Raw genomic sequence first — 15,896 nt, forward strand, 5'->3', positions numbered from 1 at the left:
GCCGTGCCCTCCTCCCCCGCGCGCTCCCGCCGGTCGGCCGCCGACCGGCGGGAGCAGCTGGTCGGCATCGGCCTGCAGCTGCTGCCCACGACGCCGGTGCAGGAGCTGACCATCGACGAGGTGGCCCGGCGGGCGGGCATCAGCCGCAGCCTGCTGTTCCACTACTTCCCGTCCAAGCGGGAGTACTACCAGGCCGTGACGCGGGCGGCGGCCGACCTGCTGCGGGCCCACCTCACCCCGCCGGCGGCCCTGCCGGCCGCGGAGCGACCGGCGTGGATGCTCGACCGCTACGTCGGCTGGGTGGAGACCTACCGGGAGTCGCACCTGGCGTTCGTCCGCGGCGCCGCCGGCGGCGACCCGTGGGTGGCCGAGGTCTACGAGGAGACCCGCGAGGCGCTGGTCGACCTCGGCATCGGCGCGCTCGGCGGGCTCGAGGACCCGCTGCGCCGGCAGCTGGTGCGCTCGTGGTTCGCCTTCACCGAGGACCTCGTCCACCAGTGGGTGCGCGAGCCCGCGACCAGCCGCGACGAGCTGCTGGCCCTGCTCACCGACCTGCTCGGCCGGCTCCTCGACCGTTAGCCGGCGAGGGTGTCGGGCGCCCGGTCACCGGCCTCGCCGGCCGGCGGCTGCAGCCGCCCGACGACGTCGGCGGCGCTGGCGCCGGTGGCCTGCATCGACTTCTTGACGGTGGCGCCGTAGACGTCGACGTACTCCTGGCCCGACATCGTCATGATCTCGTACATGATCTCGTCGGTGATGGACCGCTCGACGAAGCGGTCGCCGGCCAGGCCCTCGTAGCGGGAGAAGTCCAGCGGCTCGCCGAAGCGCACGCGCACCCGGACCAGCTTCCTGCCGAACGGCATCCGCCGGGGCCGGTAGACCATCGCCACCGGGATCACCGGCACGCCGGTCTCCAGCGCCATGCGCGCCACCCCGACCTTGCCGCGGTACAGCCGGCCGTCGGGCGAGCGGGTGCCCTCGGGGTAGATGCCCAGCAGCCGGCCCTGCCGGAGCATCCGGAGGCCGGTGCGGATGGCGTCCTCGGCGGCCGTGGCGCTGGAGCGGTCGATGGGCACCTGCCCCGCGCCGGAGAAGAAGGCGCGCTGCAGCCACCCCTTCACGCCGGTGCCGGTGAAGTACTCCTGCTTGGCCAGGAACGTGACCCGGCGCCGCAGCGACAGCGGCATGAAGATCCAGTCCGAGGCCGAGAGGTGGTTGCTGGCCAGGATCGCGGCGCCGTCGGCCGGTACGTGCCCACGCCCCTCCGCCCGCGGGCGGAACACGAGCTTCACGACCGGGCCGATGGCCACGAACTTGAGGAACCAGTAGAACAACACGCCTCCCTGTGGAACTGCCAGACTAGGGATCCGGGTGCCCCGCCGACAATCGGCCCCGCGCGTCGCACCGGCCGCACCCCACGCCCGACCCCGGAGGAGGACCACCGTGGCTGCTGACCGGCCGCTCCCCCGGGGAGCCGCGGCGTGACGGGGCCGCGGCGCGGGCGGGGCCGCCGCGACAACGGCCTGGACGCCGCGCTCTGGGCGCCGCTGCGCGACGTCGACCCGCGGGTCGGCGAGCACCTGCTCGACGTGCTGCGCGACGCCGGCATCGCCGCCTACCTCGAGCCGGCCGCCGACGTCGGGCCCTACACCCGCACCGTCTTCCTCCCCAGCCCGCCGGCCGACCGGCTGTTCGTCGACCGCACCCGCCTCGGCGAGGGCCGCTCCCTGGTCGAGCGGCACGCCGACGACCACGCCCCCGCCGGCGGCCCCGCGGCCGAGCGGCGCCCGCTGCGGCGCGACCTCGACGAGGACGCCGAGTGGGCGCGCATCGTCGCCGCCTACGAGGCCGAGCACGGGCGCACCGTCGTCGAGGACGCCGAGCCCGCGGAGCCCGCCGTCGTCCGGCCCGCCGCGCCGCCGCCCGACGACGAGGACGACCCGCTCGCCGAGGAGCACTACGAGCCCCCGCCGGCCCCGCCGGTGCCGATGCCCTCGCCGTCGACGCTGTACGCCGTGTTGCTGGCCGCCGCCGGCGTGGTGCTGGTCGGCGCGCCGGGCGTGCTGGGCCTGCGCACCGAGACCGGCCTGGTGCTCGGCGTCGCGGCCCTGGTCGGCAGCGCCGCCCTGGCGCTGTCCCGGATGCGCGACCGCGACGACGACGGCGACGACGGGGCCGTCGTCTAGCGGCGCGGGCGCCTAGCGCCCGGCGCAGACGGCCGCGCGGGCGAGGTCCGCCGCGCCGACCAGGCCGGCCGAGGCGCCGAGCGCCGCGGCGACCACCTTCGGGCCGGGCCGGAAGCCGCGGCCGGGCAGCGCCCGCCCCAGCCGCTCGCGCGCCGGGTCGAGCACCATGTCGCCGAGCACGCTCACCCCGCCGCCGATGACGACGACGTCCGGGTCGAGCACGCTGGCGAGGTCGGCGATGCCCTGGCCGAGCCACTCCCCGACGTCGCTCACCAGGCTCAGCGCCACCGGGTCGCCGTCGGCCGCGGCGCGGGCCACGTCCTCGCCGGTCAGCCGCGCCGGGTCGCCGTCGACGCGGTCGAGCAGCCGCGCCGCCGCGGCCGGCGAGCGGGTGGCCACCTCGCGGGCGGTGGTGGCCAGGGCGCTGCCGCTGGCGTACTGCTCCCAGCAGCCGCGGTTGCCGCAGGCGCACAGCCGCCCGTCGGGGACCACCCGCATGTGCCCCCACTCCCCCGCCACCCCGTGCGCGCCGCGCTGCAGCCGGCCGCCGGCGACGATCCCGCCGCCGATGCCGGTGCCGAGGGTGATGCACAGGGCCAGCTCCGCCCCGCGTGCGGCGCCGAAGCGGTACTCGGCCCAGGCGGCGGCGTCGGCGTCGTTGCCCACCCACAGCGGCCGCTGCAGGCGGGCGGCGAGGTCGCGGCGCAGCGAGGTGTGCCGCCAGGCCAGGTGCGGGCTGAACAGCACGACGTCGCCGGTGCGGTCGAACCAGCCGGCCGCGCCGACGCCGACCGCCGCCAGCGGGCCGCCGTGCCGGACGGCGAGCTCCTCGACCACCCCGGCGATCGCGGCCTCGGTCTCGGTCACCGACGCGGTCGGCGTCGAGCGGCGGGCGGTGTCCAGCACCGTCCCGTCCGGCGCGACGACGCCGCCGGCCACCTTGGTCCCGCCGACGTCGACACCGAGCGCGGGCAGGGCGGCGGGGTCGGTCCGGTCGCCGGCCACTCAGCCGAGCTCGATGTGCTGGACCTGCGCCGGCTCCGGCGCCGGGGCCGGCTCGGGCGCGGGCGGCGCCGGCGGCGTGGACACCGACCGCAGCGCCCCGGCGGCGCTGGTCAGCAGGTCGGCGAGCGCCTCGCTGACGTCCGGCCGGCGGGCGACGGCGGCCGCCCGGCACAGCGGGCACCAGCGGCAGTCCCCGCCCGGCTCGTGCCCGCCCGCTGCCTCCTCCGCGGCGGCGCCGGTCTCGGCCCATGCCTGTCCCAGCCCGGCCACCAGCCGCCGCGCCTGATCGAGCCAGTCGGCTCCCTCGGTCACCGTGTCCCCCTGTCGTCCGCCGGGCCGTCCGCCGCACTGCTCGACGGCGCTCCCTCCGCACCGTCCGCCCCGACGGCCGCCAGCAGGTCGGCCGGCCACTGCTGCGGGTCGGCGGCGAAGCCGACCACCAGCCGCGCGGCGGCGGTGCCCGGGTGGGCCAGGGTGCCCGACGTGACCACGCACCGGCGCAGCAGGGCGTCCAGGCGCAGCGAGCGGCGGGTGCCGGCGACCGTCACCACCAGGTCGTCGTCCCAGCGGGTGAGCCGGACCCCGGCGCGCTCGGCGAAGGGCAGCGGGAGCGTCAGCCGCCAGCCGCCGTCCACGCGCTCGGGTGCGGGGACCGGCGGGACCGACGCGCCGGCCGGCCCGGGGAGGTCGGGCAGCAGTGCGGCGAGCGCCTCGGCGCCGGCCGGCTCGACCGCGGCCTCGGCGACCTCCCGCACCGGCGCGACCCCGGCCAGCGCGGCGAGCGCGGCCTCCTCCTCGGCCGCCCGGGCGGCCGCCCAGTCCGCCGGCCCGCCGGGCAGCCGGCGGGCGAGCACGCCCACCGGGCGCTGCCCGTGCACGGCCAGGGCGGTGGTCGCGGCCCGCAGCGCGGCGACGGCGGAGGGCCGCGGCCGGCCCACCAGCCAGACCGCGGTCGCGGCGGGGTCGGTCAGGGGGAGCCGGTCGAGCAGCGCCTCGAGGTCGGGCAGCGCGTCGAGGGCGAGGTCGGCGGCGCCCCGGCGCACCGTGCCCGCGCGGACGGCGGCGGTGCGGACGGCGGCGAGCACCCGCACCCGGGTGGTCACCACCTGCTCCAGCCACCAGCGCAGCGCGCCCGGCAGCGCGACGAGCCCCGTGGCGGCGGGCAACGGCCCGGCGTCGAGGACGACGAGGTCGGTGTCCGGCCGCACCCGGCCGAGCGCCACGAGGACGCCGAGCTCGCCGGCGCCGGGCAGCGGCACCACCGAGCTCGGCGGAGGCAGCTCGAGGTCGGGCACCGCGGCGGCCGGCCCGGCCACCCGCTCGGCCCACAGCGCCTCGAGCCCGGCCTGCGGCTCGGCGACGACCACCTCGACGCCCGCGGCCGCCGTCCCCTCGGGGACCGGCTGCCGGGTCACGAGCACCACCCGGCGCCCGTCCCGGGCGGCGCGCACCGCGGCCGCGGCGGCGAGCGTGGTCGTGCCGGCCCCGCCGGGGCCGGTGAGGAGCAGGGTGCGCACGGAGGTCAGCCCTCGACGCGCTTCTTGAGCTCCTTGAGCGCGGTGTCGAGGATGACCTTCTCCGCCCGGCGCTTCATCATGCCGAGCATCGGGACGCCGATGTCGACGGCGAGCCGGTAGGTCACCTCGGTGCCGCCGCCGGTCTCGCGGAGCGTGTACGAGCCGTCCTGGCGCTTCATCAGCTTGCTGGTCACCAGGGTCCAGGAGACCTGCCGGTCGTCGTCCCAGGTGTAGTCGAGGACGTACTCGTCGGTGAGGACGGTGGCGTCGATGACGAACCGGACCCGGCGGGCGCGGCCGTCGGGCCCGCGCTCCTGCACCTCGACGGTCCGGGCCGCGTTCACCCACTGCGGATACGCCTCGAAGTCGGCGATCACGGCCATCACGTCGGCCGCCGGCGCGGAGACGACGATCGACTGGGTGGACTGCTCCGCCATGCGCTGAGGCTAGCCGTTCACCCGAAGGGTGCAGGGTGGGCGGGCAGGGCACGGCTACTCACCGGTAGCCCCAGCCGGTAGATTCGGCGGGACGTGTCCCGTGCGGGGACCGCGGGCAGCGGCGCCCCGGCCGCACGGGGAGGAGAGGACGGAGCGTGCGCGAGTACAGCGTCCCGGCGACGACCGAGGTGGGCGCCTCGGAGGCGCTCACCGACATGCTGGCGGAGAACGTCGCCGAGCACGGCGACGAGGTCGGCCTGCGCAGGCAGCGGGACGGCCGCTGGGTCGACGTCACCTGGCGGGAGTTCGGCGAGCAGGTGGCCGGCGTGGCCAAGGGGTTGATCGCCGCGGGCGTGCAGCCAGGCGACCGGGTCGCGCTGCAGGCCAAGACCCGCTACGAGTGGACCGTCATCGACTTCGCCATCTGGACGGCCGGCGCGGTCACCGTCCCGGTGTACGAGACCTCCAGCCCCGACCAGGTCGCCTGGATCCTCTCCGACTCCGGCGCGGTCGCCGCGATCGTCGAGAAGGCCGAGCACGCCACCGCCGTCGACTCGGTCCGCGACCAGGCCCCCGACCTCGGCCCGCTGTACGTCATCGAGGACGACGCCGTCGGCACGCTCACCGCCGCCGGCGAGGGCGTCCCCGACAGCGAGCTCGAGGCCCGTCGCGCGACGCTGAACGCCGACAGCCTGGCCACGCTCATCTACACCTCGGGCACCACCGGCCGGCCCAAGGGCTGCGAGCTCACCCACGGCAACTTCCTGTTCGAGGTCGGCAACGGCATGAGCCTGCTCGACCGGTTCATGAACGTGCAGGGCTCCCTGCTGCTGTTCATCCCGCTGGCGCACGTGCTGGCCCGCGTCATGCAGGTGGGCGCGGTGAAGACCCGCACCGTGATCGGCCACACGCCGGACGTGAAGAACCTGGTCGAGGACCTGGGCGGGTTCAAGCCGACGTTCGTGCTGGCCGTCCCGCGCGTGTTCGAGAAGGTGTTCAACCAGGCCAAGGCGAAGGCCGAGGCCGGCAGCCCGGTCAAGGGGAAGATCTTCGACCGGGCCGCCCAGGTGGCCATCGCCTGGTCCCGCGCCCAGGACACCGGCGGCGCGGGCCTGAAGCTCCGCGTCCAGCACGCGCTGTACGACCGGCTCGTCTACAGCAGGCTGCGGGCCGCGCTCGGTGGCCGCTGCCTCGGCGCCATCTCCGGCGGCGCCCCGCTCGGCGAGCGGCTCGGCCACTTCTTCCGCGGCGCCGGCGTCACCGTCTACGAGGGCTACGGCCTCACCGAGACCACCGCCGCCGCCTCGGTCAACCACGACCGCGCGCTGCGGATCGGCACCGTGGGGCGTCCGCTGCCCGGCGTCTCGTTCCGGATCGCCGAGGACGGCGAGATCCTGATCCGCGGCGGCGTCGTCATGCGCGGCTACTGGAGGAACGAGCAGGCCACCGCCGAGGCGATCGACCCCGACGGCTGGTTCCACACCGGCGACATCGGCGAGATCGACGCCGACGGCTTCACCCGGATCACCGGCCGCAAGAAGGAGATCCTGGTGACCGCCGGCGGCAAGAACGTCGCCCCCGCGGTGCTCGAGGACCGGCTGCGCGCCCACCGGCTGGTCAGCCAGTGCATCGTCGTCGGCGACCAGCGGCCGTTCATCGCCGCGCTGGTCACCCTCGACGCCGAGGCGCTGCCCGCGTGGCTGGAGAGCAAGGGCAAGCCGGCCGACACCCCGCCGTCGGCGCTGGTCGACGACCCCGAGGTCAAGGCCGAGCTCGACGCCGCCGTCGCCGACGCGAACAGGGCGGTGTCCCAGGCCGAGGCGATCAAGAAGTACCGCGTCCTCGCCACGGACTTCACCGAGGACAACGGGATGCTGACGCCGAGCCTGAAGCTCAAGCGCGCGGTGGTCATGAAGGAGTTCGACCAGGAGGTCGAGACCCTGTACAGCCGCTGAACCCCACCGGCCGAGCCCCGTCCCGCCACGTGCGGGGCGGGGCTCAGTCGTCCGCGGGCTCCAGCAGGGCGGCGAGGTCGGCGGCGATCGTCGTCCACGACCAGCGCCGCTCCACCCACGCCCGCCCGGCGACGCCCATGGCGCGGGCGCGGGCGGGGTCGTCGAGCAGCGCGGTGACCGCGGCGGCGACCGCGTCCGGGGACCGCGGGTCGCGGACGACCGTGCCGGTCTCGCCGTCGCGCACCGCCTCCGGCGCCCCGCCCGAGGTGCCCGCGACGACCGGCAGCCCGACGGCGGCGGCCTCCAGGTAGACCATGCCCAGGCCCTCGACGTCCAGGCCGCCGCGGCGGGTGCGGCAGGGCATGGCGAACACGTCGCCCGCCGCGTAGTGCTCCGGCAGCCGGTCCGGGGGCACCGGGCCGGTCAGCACCACCGAGTCGCCCAGCCGCCGGTCGGCCACCGCGCGGCGCAGCCGCTTCTCGTCCGGCCCGCCGCCGACCAGCAGCAGCCGCGCGCCCGGGTGCTCCGCGAGGACCTGCGGCCAGGCGGCCACGAGCACGTCCTGCCCCTTGCGCGGCACCAGCCGGGACACGCAGACGACGACCGGCGCCTCCCCCAGCCCGTGCCGCCGCCGCACGGCGGTGCCGTCGACCGCGGGGGTGAACCGGTCGACGTCCACCCCGGGTGACAGCTGCGCCAGCCGGGTGCGCCCGCCGAGGGCCGGCTCCAGGCGGCTGCGGGTGTACTCGCTGATGTAGGTCAGGACGTCCAGGCCGCCCGCGATGCGGCGCATGAGCTGCCGGGCGCCGGGCAGCGCGACCCAGCCGGTCTCGTGCCCGTGGGTGGCGCCGACCAGGTGCCGCACCCCGGCGTCGCGGAGGGCGGGCGCGAGCAGGCCCAGCGGCGCGGCGGCGCCGAAAAAGGCGGTGTCGCAGCCGTGCTCGGCGGCCAGCGCCGTCGCGGCGCGGGCGGTCGCCGGGGTGGGCAGCAGCATCGCGGTCCGCTGCCGGACCACGGGATACGGCAGCCGGGCGTCGTGGGCCTCCCAGCCCGGTGAGCGGGAGGCCAGCACGACGAGGGAGTCCGGGGGGCGGCGCTCGAGCAGCGCCGCGACGAAGGTCTGGATGCCGCCCTGCCGCGGGGGGAAGTCGTTGGTGACGACGAGCGTGCGGCCGCGGTCGCTCACCGGTCGCCCAGCCCCAGCCAGTCCCCGGCCATCGCGACCCGCTCGGCGGCCGTCGGGTGCGAGCCGAAGAACCACTGCCACGCCGCCGGCGGGCTCGGGTCGGCGACGTTCGTCTCGGCCAGCCGGCGCTGCATCTCGACGAAGCCGGCGGCGTCCCGGGTGAGGTCGAGCGCGTGCAGGTCCGCCCGGGCCTCGACGTGCCGCGAGACGAGGTTCTGCACCGGCGTCGCGACCAGGGACCCGACCGCGACGAGGAACAGCACCAGCGGCACCACGCGCGGGTCCCCCGCCGAGTCGGCGCCGGCCCGGCGCAGCAGCGGCGCCCAGGTCAGCAGCCAGCCGAGCAGGGCGACGGCGGCGGCCGCGCCGAGCGCCCCGATGAGCGTGCCGGTCAGGACGTCGTCGGTGGCGACGTGCCCGAGCTCGTGGGCGACGATCGACTCGATCTCCTCCGGGGGGACGTCGGCCAGCAGGGTGTCGTAGAGGACCACCCGGCGGGTGGAGCCGAACCCGGACACGTAGGCGTTGAGCGACGTCGTCCGCCGGGACGCGTCGGCGACCAGGACGTCCTCGACCGGGGAGCCGCTCTCCTCGGCCAGCCGCAGCAGGTCGGTGCGCAGCTCGCCGGCCGGCAGCGGCGTGAAGCGGTTGAACGCCGGCTCGATGACCACCGGGTAGAGGAAGGAGCCGGCGACGACCAGCGCGGCCGCGCCGCCGGCGGCCCACGCCCACCAGGTGCGGGGCGCGCGGCGGGCCAGCGCGACGAGCACGAGCAGGCCGAGCGCGGTGAGCCCGGCGTCGATGGCGGTGGAGACCGCGACGTCGCGCAGCCACAGCGGCCAGGAGCGGGTGGACAGCCCGTAGCGGTGCCGCACCACCTCGCCGTAGGCGGAGATCGGCAGCGTCACCAGCCGGCCGACGACGACCAGCGCGACCGTGCCCAGCAGCACGGTGAGCGGCCGGCGGCGGCCTCCCGCGCGGCCGACCGCGGTGACCAGCCGGCTGCCCAGGCGGGTGAGCCCGAGCAGCGCGGAGACCGCCAGCCCGAGCACCAGGTTGGTCAGCGACGCGGGACGGATGTCGGCGGCGAGGGCCTCGGCGCGGCGGACGACCTCGGCGGGCAGCCCGGCGTCGTCGGTGACCGGGGACGCGCCGCCGGGCGGGGTGGGCAGCAGCGTCCAGGGCGTGCGGAGGGCGATGACGACGACGAGCGCCGCACCGAGCACGAGCGCGACCAGCAGCGCGGCCCGGCGGGAGCCGGTGCGGCCGGGGCGGGTGGCCGCGGGGCCGGGGCGGGTGCTCGTCCCGCCCGCCCTGCTCACCCGGCCGATCCTAGGCGCGCGCCGGCCCCGCACCGCGATCTCCCTCCGCAGCGCTCTCCCTCCGCAGCGCTCTCCCTCCGCAGCGCTCTCCCTCCGCAAGGCGCTCCTCCGCGGACGCCGAGGGCCGGCGACCCGTCGGGGTCACCGGCCCTCGGTGGTGGTCCTTCGTCTAAGCGATGCGGCGCATCGCGGTGATGCCGCCCATCGAGTCGACCGACACGACCTTCACCGGCTGCCCCGATGTGGAGGCGTGCACCATCTGGCCGTTGCCGATGTACATCGAGACGTGGCTGACCGGGCTGTAGTAGAAGATCAGGTCGCCCGGCTGCAGGTCCGCCCGCGAGACGGCGGCGCCCATGCGCGACTGCATGCTGCTGGAGTGCGGGAGGCTGATCCCGGCCGCCGCGTAGGCGTACTGGGTCAGGCCCGAGCAGTCGAAGGCGTTCGGCCCGCCGGCGCCCCACACGTAGGGGTCGCCCACCTGGGCCAGCGCCGTCTGCACCGCGGTCTGCGCGGCACCGCTGCCGCCGCTGCCCGCCGACGGCGCCGGGGCCGGGGCCGGGGCCGGGGCCGCGGCCTGCGTGCCGGTCGCGGCCGGAGCGCTGTCGCCGCGCGAGCCGCCGGCCGGCTCGTCGCCCGCCTCCGCCTGCGCGCCGGCGGCCAGGCCGGCCTCCTGCGCGGCGAGCGCCGCCTGCCGCTGCGCCTCGGTGAGCGCGGCGAACTGCGCCTGGTAGTCGGCGATGTCGTCCTGGAGCTGCGCCTCCTGGGCGCTCAGGTCGTCGAGGGTGCGCTGCGCGGCGGCCTCGGCGGCCTCGGCGCCGGCCTGCGCCTGCCGGGCGGCAGCCGCCGCCTCGTTCACCTGGTCGAGGACGGAGGTGGTGTGGTCGGCGATCTGGCCGAGGGTGGCCAGCGAGGCGACGAAGTCCTCGGCGGAGTCGCTGGTCAGCAGCAGGTCGAGCCCGGCGAAGCCGTCGCCGTTGCCGTTGCCGGCGTAGGCGCTGCGCGCCACCTGGCGGATCTGGCCGTCGAGGTCCTGCAGCTGGTCCTGCGCCTCGGCGGCGGCCCGGTCGGCCTCGTCGGCGGCGGCCTGCTGCTGGGCGAGGACCTCGCGGGCCTCGTTGACCTGCTCGCTGACGACCTCGAGCCGGTGGCCGGCCTCGGCGGCGAGCTGGGCGGCCTGCTCCGGGGTGCCGGCCCGCTCGGGGTCGGCGGCCGCGGTGCCGGACAGCAGGCCGAGGGTCAGCGCGGCGGTGGTGCCGACGAGGGTGGCCCGGCCGAGGTGGCGGGGCCGCGACGGGCGGTGCGGCCCGGTGGTGCGGGTGGCGGATGTGGACTTCTCGCGTGCATGCCCCAGGACGGGGCGGGGGGTCGCCACGGGCGGCGGCTCTCCGTTTCTTCCTCAGCAACCGCCTACCGAGTTAGCTGACGGGTTCGGGCTGGGAAGACGTGCCCTATCTCCGCGCCCCGGTCGGGACCGGCGCGCACGAGAACTCACCCCAGTGCTGCGGTGGGTCCCCGGCTCACCTCGCGCACCTCCGGGGAGGGGCGTCCGGTGACTCGGCGGTGTCGGCCGAGGTCACCCTGCGTCGGGTGACGACCACCCGGCCGGACGGCGCCACAGTACGGACGTGATGCAGTTGTGACAAACGGGGGGTGCGTGGACTGTGAGAACACGCACGGTCAGCAGCCGCGCCACTCCGGTGCGTACCCGGTTTCGGGTGGTCCCCCGCCGGTCAGCCCGTGCGCCGGCGCCCGTCCCGCGACGGCCGGTGCCGCAGCGGCGGCACCAGGCCGCCCTCGGCCAGCGCCCGCACCGCCCGCCGCTCGACGTCGTCGAGCTCCACGACGACGCCCGGGCGCGGCAGGGCGCCGTCGGCGGTCCGGGCCGCCGGGACGGGGGGCACCGGCAGCAGCACGGGGCCGGTGTCCCGCTCCGCGGGCGGGGCGCCCAGCAGGGCGGTGACGACGCAGTCGGCGCAGCCGGCGCCGCGCGCGGTGCACGAGTCGCAGTCGATGAGCATGGCCGTGTCCCTCCGGTGCCCCGGCCGCGCCGCCCGGTGCCGGGCCGCGGTCGGGACGGGTCTCCCTGTCGGTTGCCCGGCACGCTAGGGACGGCCACCGACAGTCCCGGCTCAGCCGCCCGCGTACTCCCAGTGCCAGGGCTCCTCGCGGCCGTTGCCCGGGTCGGCCCAGGTCGGGTGCAGCCACCCGAACCGGCCGGCGTTGGCGACCATCCACGCGTACTGCGGCGTGCCGAAGCCGTCGACGCCGCCGCACAGGTCGACCGCCAGCCCCCACCCGTGGTTGCTGGTGCCCGGGACCGCGGCCAGCGCCGGCTTCTCCCCGTAGAGGCGGACCTGGCCGGCGTAGGTGCGGTAGGAGTCGGTGATGCAGAGCGGCTGCCCGAACGCCGACGCGAACGCCGCGCTCATCGCCCGCCAGGCCGCCGCGGCGTCGCAGCGCAGCGAGTGGCCGCCCACCCCGATCGGGCACAGCGCGCTCGGCGGGATGAGGCCGTTGGGGTATCCGCCCCAGGCCCGGGCGCCGTCGAAGCTCGGCGGGTAGACGGTGTTGCCGCACTCGACCCGCAGGGCGCCGCCGGCCGGGCCGGGGGCGGGCACCTCCGGCCGCGGGCCGAGGCTCGGCCGGCCGACGTGCAGCACCTGGTCGGCGGGCAGGCGGCGGACGACGACGGCGCCGGCCCACGCGTCGGCGGCGAGCATGGTCTGCGCGTCCAGCGCGATGCCGACGTGCCCCAGGCCCGACTCGGGGGTGCCGAGGAAGACCAGGTCGCCGGGCAGGACGTCGGCCGGGTCGACGGGCGTGGTGACCGCGAACAGGCCGGCCTGGTCGGCGGGCAGGTCGATGCCGGCGTCGCGGTAGACGGTGGAGACCAGCGAGCCGCAGTCCCAGGAGTCCGGGCCGGCCGTCCCCGGCGCGTAGGGCCGCCCGAGGGCGTCCATCGCCGCGGTGACCGCCGCCAGCGTCTCGGCGGGCAGCACGAGCAGCGACACCGGCCGGCGCGGCAGCTGCGCGGCGCCGCGCTGGGCGCCGCCGGCGGCCGCGCCGACCGGGGTGAGCCCCGCGGGCAGGCCCCGCACGGGGTCGAGCAGCTCGGCCGCCGGCGGCGCGGCGGCCCCCGCCTCGCGCAGCTGGTCGAGGTAGGCGCGCCAGTTGGCCGCCGTCTGGGTGTTGACGTCGACCTGCTGGCGCTGCAGGTCCGACAGCTGCCGGTCGACGTCGCCGAGCGCGACGTCGAGCTCCGCGGTCACCGCGTCGGCGGCGGCCTCCAGGTCGGCCACCTCCCCGGCCAGCCGGTCGGCCCGCTGCCGCGCCTCGGCGAGGACGGCGTCGGCGGAGGTCTGCCGGTCGACCGCGGCCCGCCGCTGCTCCTCGGCGGCGCCGACCACCTCGGCGGTGTGCGCGTCGACGGCCTCCAGGTAGCCCAGCGCCGCGACCACGTCGGCCGGGTCGCCGCCGGTGAGCAGCACGGTGAGCGGGGTCAGCGCGCCGCCGTCCCGGTAGACCGCCGACGCGTACTGCGCCACCACCGCCCGGTACCGCGCCAGCTCGCCCTCGGCGGCGTCGACCGTGGCGCGGGCGGCGTCGACGTCGGCCTGCGCGTCGGCCAGCTGCTGCCGCGCGGCGGCCACCTCGGTCTGCCGCAGCTGCAGGTCGGCCTGGACCTCGGCGGCGCGCTGCTGCAGCCGGTCCAGCGCCTCGCTGTCGAGGACCCCGCTGGTCCCGCCGGGCTGGTCGCTGGGCTCCGCGGCCGCCGGGGCCGCGAGCAGGACGGCCGCCACCGCCGTGACCAGCACGGACATCACGCCCCGCCGGGTGCGCCCCAGGGAACGCGCGCGCATCGGACCACCTCTGCAGTTCCGGACCCCGCTGGTCCGCCCGGGGATCGTCATCTCCGCGGAGCCGCTGCCGCAAGCGCGACGCACCCCACCGGTCCCCCGGTCGGGCGAGGCCTCCCCCGGGCGCGCGTCCCCGGGACTGTCCGACCCCCGGCCTACCGTCCCGCCGTGCTCTTCCCCGCCAGCGGCACGGGCTCCTCGGGGCCGCGCCACGAGCAGGCACCCGCCCACGGCGAGCGGCCGCTCCCCCGCACCCCCTACGTCCAGGCGAGCATCGACGACCTCGGCACGCCGCTGGCCGGCGTCACCTTCGTCGTCGTCGACCTGGAGACCACCGGCGGGTCGCCGAAGGACAGCGCGATCACCGAGATCGGGGCGGTCAAGGTGCGCGGCGGCGAGGTGCTCGGGGAGTTCCAGACGCTGGTCGACCCCGGCTGCGAGGTCCCGCCCTACATCAGCGTGCTCACCGGGATCACCACGGCGATGGTCGCCACCGCCCCGCGGATCGACGCCGTGCTGCCGGCCTTCCTGGAGTTCGCCCGCGGCACCGTCCTCGTGGCGCACAACGCCCCCTTCGACCTCGGGTTCCTCAAGGCGGCCTGCGAGCAGACCGGCACGCCGTGGCCCGCCGCCGCCTCGGTCGACACCGCGGTCCTCGCCCGGCGGCTGCTCTCCCGCGACGAGGTGCCCAACTGCAAGCTGGCCACCCTGGCGCCGTACTTCTCGGCCTCGACCTCGCCCTGCCACCGCGCCCTGGACGACGCCCGCGCGACCGTCGACGTCCTCCACGGCCTGTTCGAACGACTCGGCCCGCTCGGGGTGACGTCGCTGGAGGAGCTGCACGGGCTCACCCGCCAGGTCGACCCGGTGCGCAGGAAGAAGCGCCACCTGGCCGACGGCGTCCCGTCCGGGCCCGGCGTCTACGTCTTCCGCGGGCCGCGCGAGGAGCCGCTCTACGTCGGGACGTCGAACGACCTGCGCACCCGCGTGCGCAGCTACTTCTCCTCCGGCGAGCAGCGCAGCCGGATGACCGAGATGGTCGCGCTGGCCCAGCGCGTCGAGGCCGTCCCGTGCGCGCACGACCTCGAGGCCGCCGTCCGGGAGCTGCGGCTGATCGCCGAGCACAAGCCGCGCTACAACCGCCGGTCCCGCTTCCCCGAGCGCGCGCTGTGGCTGCGGCTCACCGAGGAGCCCTTCCCGCGGCTGTCGACGGTGCGGCGGGTGCGGCCCGACGCGGGGCTCTTCCTCGGCCCGTTCGCCGACCGGCGGGCCGCGGAGATGGCCACCGCCGCCATCCACGAGGCGCTGCCGCTGCGGCAGTGCACCGCCCGGCTGTCCCCGCGGGTGCACACCAGCACCTGCGCGCTGTTCGGCATGGGCCGGTGCGGCGGCCCGTGCGCGGGCCACCAGTCGGTCGAGGAGTACGCCGCGGTCGCCGCGGTGCTGCGCGCCGCGGTGGCCGGCGACCCGAGCGCCCTGGTCGCGCCGCTGCTGGACCGGGTCGACCGGCTGGCGGCCGCCGAGCGGTTCGAGGACGCCGGCGTGCTGCGCGACCGGGTCGCGGTCCTCGTGCGCGCGGTGCGCCGGCGGCAGCGGCTGGAGTCACTGGCCGCCGTCCCGGAGCTGACCGTCGCCCGGCCCGACGGCGCCGGCGGGTGGGCGCTGTCGGTCGTCCGGCGGGGCCGGCTGGTCGCGGCCGGGTGCGCGCCGCGCGGGACGTCGGTCCGCGACACGCTCGCCGTCCTGCGCGCCACCGCCGAGACCACCCCCGACGACGGCGGGCTGGCCGCCACGGTCGACGAGACCGAGCTGGTCATGCGGTGGATGGAGAAGCCCGGCACCCGGCTGGTCGAGGTCACCGGCACGCTCGCCTGCGTCGCGCCGGGCACCGGCGGGCTCAGCGGGTTCCTCGCCCGGGTGGAGGCCGGCCGGGCGCTGCGCGACCCCTTCCACGACGGCCGGCAGCTGGGCACCCGCGCCCGCCCCGAGCGGGTCACCCCCGAGGGGCCGTCCGCCGCGGACCCGGCGGCCCGGCGCCCGGCGGCCCGGTGACGTACTGGAACAGCCCTCCCGCAGGGGCCCGCGCCGAGCGGAGCGAGGCGTGGGGGGCAGGAGGGTCCTTCAACTAGCATCGCCGGCGTGATCACCGCCATCGTGATGGTCGACGCGGCCACCGACGCGATCCCCGAGGTGGCGGCCGCGATCGCCGACCTCGACGGCGTGAGCGAGGTCTACTCGACCGCCGGGGAGGTCGACCTGATCGCGATCGTGCGGGTCCGCGAGTTCGACCAGGTGGCCGAGGTGATCGCCGGGCGCATCAACAAGGTGCCCGGCGTGCTGGAGACCGAGACGCACATCGCCTTCCGCGCCTACTCGCGGCACGACCTGGAGGCGGCGTTCTCCCTGGGCCTGGAGGGCGAGTGACCGG

The 15,896-nt window shown here is 77.3% G+C and carries 15 protein-coding genes and 1 riboswitch; of the genes, 5 read left to right on the forward strand and 10 right to left on the reverse strand.

What is annotated here, in order from left to right; genetic code table 11:
* The first annotated feature begins 3 nt into the window (after positions 1–3).
* Entirely contained in the window at positions 4–579 is a 576-nt protein-coding gene (locus tag ACI79L_RS21055) for a TetR/AcrR family transcriptional regulator (RefSeq protein WP_456938661.1), read from the forward strand.
* Here the strand turns inward: ACI79L_RS21055 and ACI79L_RS21060 are convergent.
* Positions 576–1,337 carry a lysophospholipid acyltransferase family protein gene (locus tag ACI79L_RS21060; protein ID WP_456938662.1) on the reverse strand — a complete coding sequence of 254 codons (762 nt, stop codon included), beginning with the start codon at positions 1,335–1,337 and terminating at the stop codon, positions 576–578. The two genes, ACI79L_RS21055 and ACI79L_RS21060, sit on opposite strands and share 4 nt — an antisense overlap.
* Positions 1,338–1,481: 144 nt before the next feature.
* On the opposite strand from ACI79L_RS21060, the gene ACI79L_RS21065 reads away from it, so the two are divergent.
* The gene (locus tag ACI79L_RS21065) at positions 1,482–2,186 is read left to right on the forward strand and encodes a hypothetical protein (RefSeq protein WP_456938663.1); all 705 of its coding nucleotides are present in this window, start codon (positions 1,482–1,484) and stop codon (positions 2,184–2,186) included.
* 12 nt (positions 2,187–2,198) lie between these two features.
* Here the strand turns inward: ACI79L_RS21065 and ACI79L_RS21070 are convergent, their stop codons facing one another.
* Genes ACI79L_RS21070 through ACI79L_RS21085 form a run of 4 tightly spaced genes read right to left on the reverse strand, consistent with a single transcriptional unit; the run spans position 2,199 to position 5,145 of the window.
* Complete coding sequence (locus ACI79L_RS21070; protein ID WP_456938664.1) at positions 2,199–3,191, reverse strand: ROK family glucokinase; 993 nt, start codon at positions 3,189–3,191, stop codon at positions 2,199–2,201.
* Entirely contained in the window at positions 3,192–3,503 is a 312-nt protein-coding gene (locus ACI79L_RS21075) for a hypothetical protein (RefSeq protein WP_456938665.1), read from the reverse strand.
* Entirely contained in the window at positions 3,500–4,708 is a 1,209-nt protein-coding gene (locus ACI79L_RS21080) for an ArsA-related P-loop ATPase (protein ID WP_456938666.1), read from the reverse strand. Before ACI79L_RS21080 ends, ACI79L_RS21075 begins: the two co-directional genes overlap by 4 nt.
* A gap of 5 nt (positions 4,709–4,713) precedes the next feature.
* On the reverse strand, positions 4,714–5,145 hold the full coding sequence (locus ACI79L_RS21085; protein WP_456926587.1) for an SRPBCC family protein: 432 nt from the start codon (positions 5,143–5,145) through the stop codon (positions 4,714–4,716).
* 155 nt (positions 5,146–5,300) lie between these two features.
* Here ACI79L_RS21085 and ACI79L_RS21090 point away from each other — a divergent pair, with 155 nt between their 5' ends.
* Entirely contained in the window at positions 5,301–7,100 is a 1,800-nt protein-coding gene (locus ACI79L_RS21090; RefSeq protein ID WP_456938667.1) for an AMP-dependent synthetase/ligase, read from the forward strand.
* A gap of 43 nt (positions 7,101–7,143) precedes the next feature.
* Here the strand turns inward: ACI79L_RS21090 and ACI79L_RS21095 are convergent, their stop codons facing one another.
* The 5 genes from ACI79L_RS21095 to ACI79L_RS21115 form a co-directional block, all read right to left on the reverse strand.
* On the reverse strand, positions 7,144–8,286 hold the full coding sequence (locus ACI79L_RS21095; RefSeq protein ID WP_456938668.1) for a glycosyltransferase family 4 protein: 1,143 nt from the start codon (positions 8,284–8,286) through the stop codon (positions 7,144–7,146).
* Positions 8,283–9,608 (reverse strand): M48 family metallopeptidase, encoded by a 1,326-nt coding sequence (locus ACI79L_RS21100; protein WP_456938669.1) that lies wholly within the window; start codon positions 9,606–9,608, stop codon positions 8,283–8,285. The genes ACI79L_RS21095 and ACI79L_RS21100 overlap by 4 nt, the downstream gene beginning before the upstream one ends.
* Positions 9,609–9,777: 169 nt before the next feature.
* Positions 9,778–10,983: a C40 family peptidase gene (locus tag ACI79L_RS21105; RefSeq protein ID WP_456938670.1), complete on the reverse strand. Its 1,206-nt coding sequence runs from the start codon at positions 10,981–10,983 to the stop codon at positions 9,778–9,780.
* 16 nt (positions 10,984–10,999) lie between these two features.
* Positions 11,000–11,181, reverse strand: a riboswitch (cyclic di-AMP (ydaO/yuaA leader).
* Between the two features lie 160 nt (positions 11,182–11,341).
* Positions 11,342–11,629, reverse strand: coding sequence for a hypothetical protein (locus ACI79L_RS21110; RefSeq protein WP_456903171.1), 288 nt, complete (start codon positions 11,627–11,629; stop codon positions 11,342–11,344).
* A 111-nt stretch (positions 11,630–11,740) separates the two neighbouring features.
* The gene (locus ACI79L_RS21115) at positions 11,741–13,471 is read right to left on the reverse strand and encodes a D-alanyl-D-alanine carboxypeptidase family protein (protein WP_456938671.1); all 1,731 of its coding nucleotides are present in this window, start codon (positions 13,469–13,471) and stop codon (positions 11,741–11,743) included.
* A 165-nt stretch (positions 13,472–13,636) separates the two neighbouring features.
* Between ACI79L_RS21115 and ACI79L_RS21120 the strand changes: the two genes are divergently transcribed.
* Together ACI79L_RS21120 and ACI79L_RS21125 are read left to right on the forward strand one after the other, a co-directional pair.
* On the forward strand, positions 13,637–15,520 hold the full coding sequence (locus tag ACI79L_RS21120; RefSeq protein ID WP_456938672.1) for a DEDD exonuclease domain-containing protein: 1,884 nt from the start codon (positions 13,637–13,639) through the stop codon (positions 15,518–15,520).
* An 87-nt stretch (positions 15,521–15,607) separates the two neighbouring features.
* Positions 15,608–15,892, forward strand: coding sequence for an Lrp/AsnC family transcriptional regulator (locus ACI79L_RS21125; RefSeq protein WP_456938673.1), 285 nt, complete (start codon positions 15,608–15,610; stop codon positions 15,890–15,892).
* Positions 15,893–15,896 lie beyond the last annotated feature (4 nt).

The organism is Geodermatophilus sp. SYSU D00684, from assembly GCF_054050455.1.

Bases quoted from the DNA above. Each gene is read 5' to 3' on its own strand.
- ACI79L_RS21085 (WP_456926587.1), bottom strand. From the start codon at position 5,145: ATGGCGGAGCAGTCCACCCAGTCGATCGTCGTCTCCGCGCCGGCGGCC.
- ACI79L_RS21110 (WP_456903171.1), bottom strand. From the start codon at position 11,629: ATGCTCATCGACTGCGACTCGTGCACCGCGCGCGGCGCCGGCTGCGCC.
- ACI79L_RS21115 (WP_456938671.1), bottom strand. From the start codon at position 13,471: ATGCGCGCGCGTTCCCTGGGGCGCACCCGGCGGGGCGTGATGTCCGTG.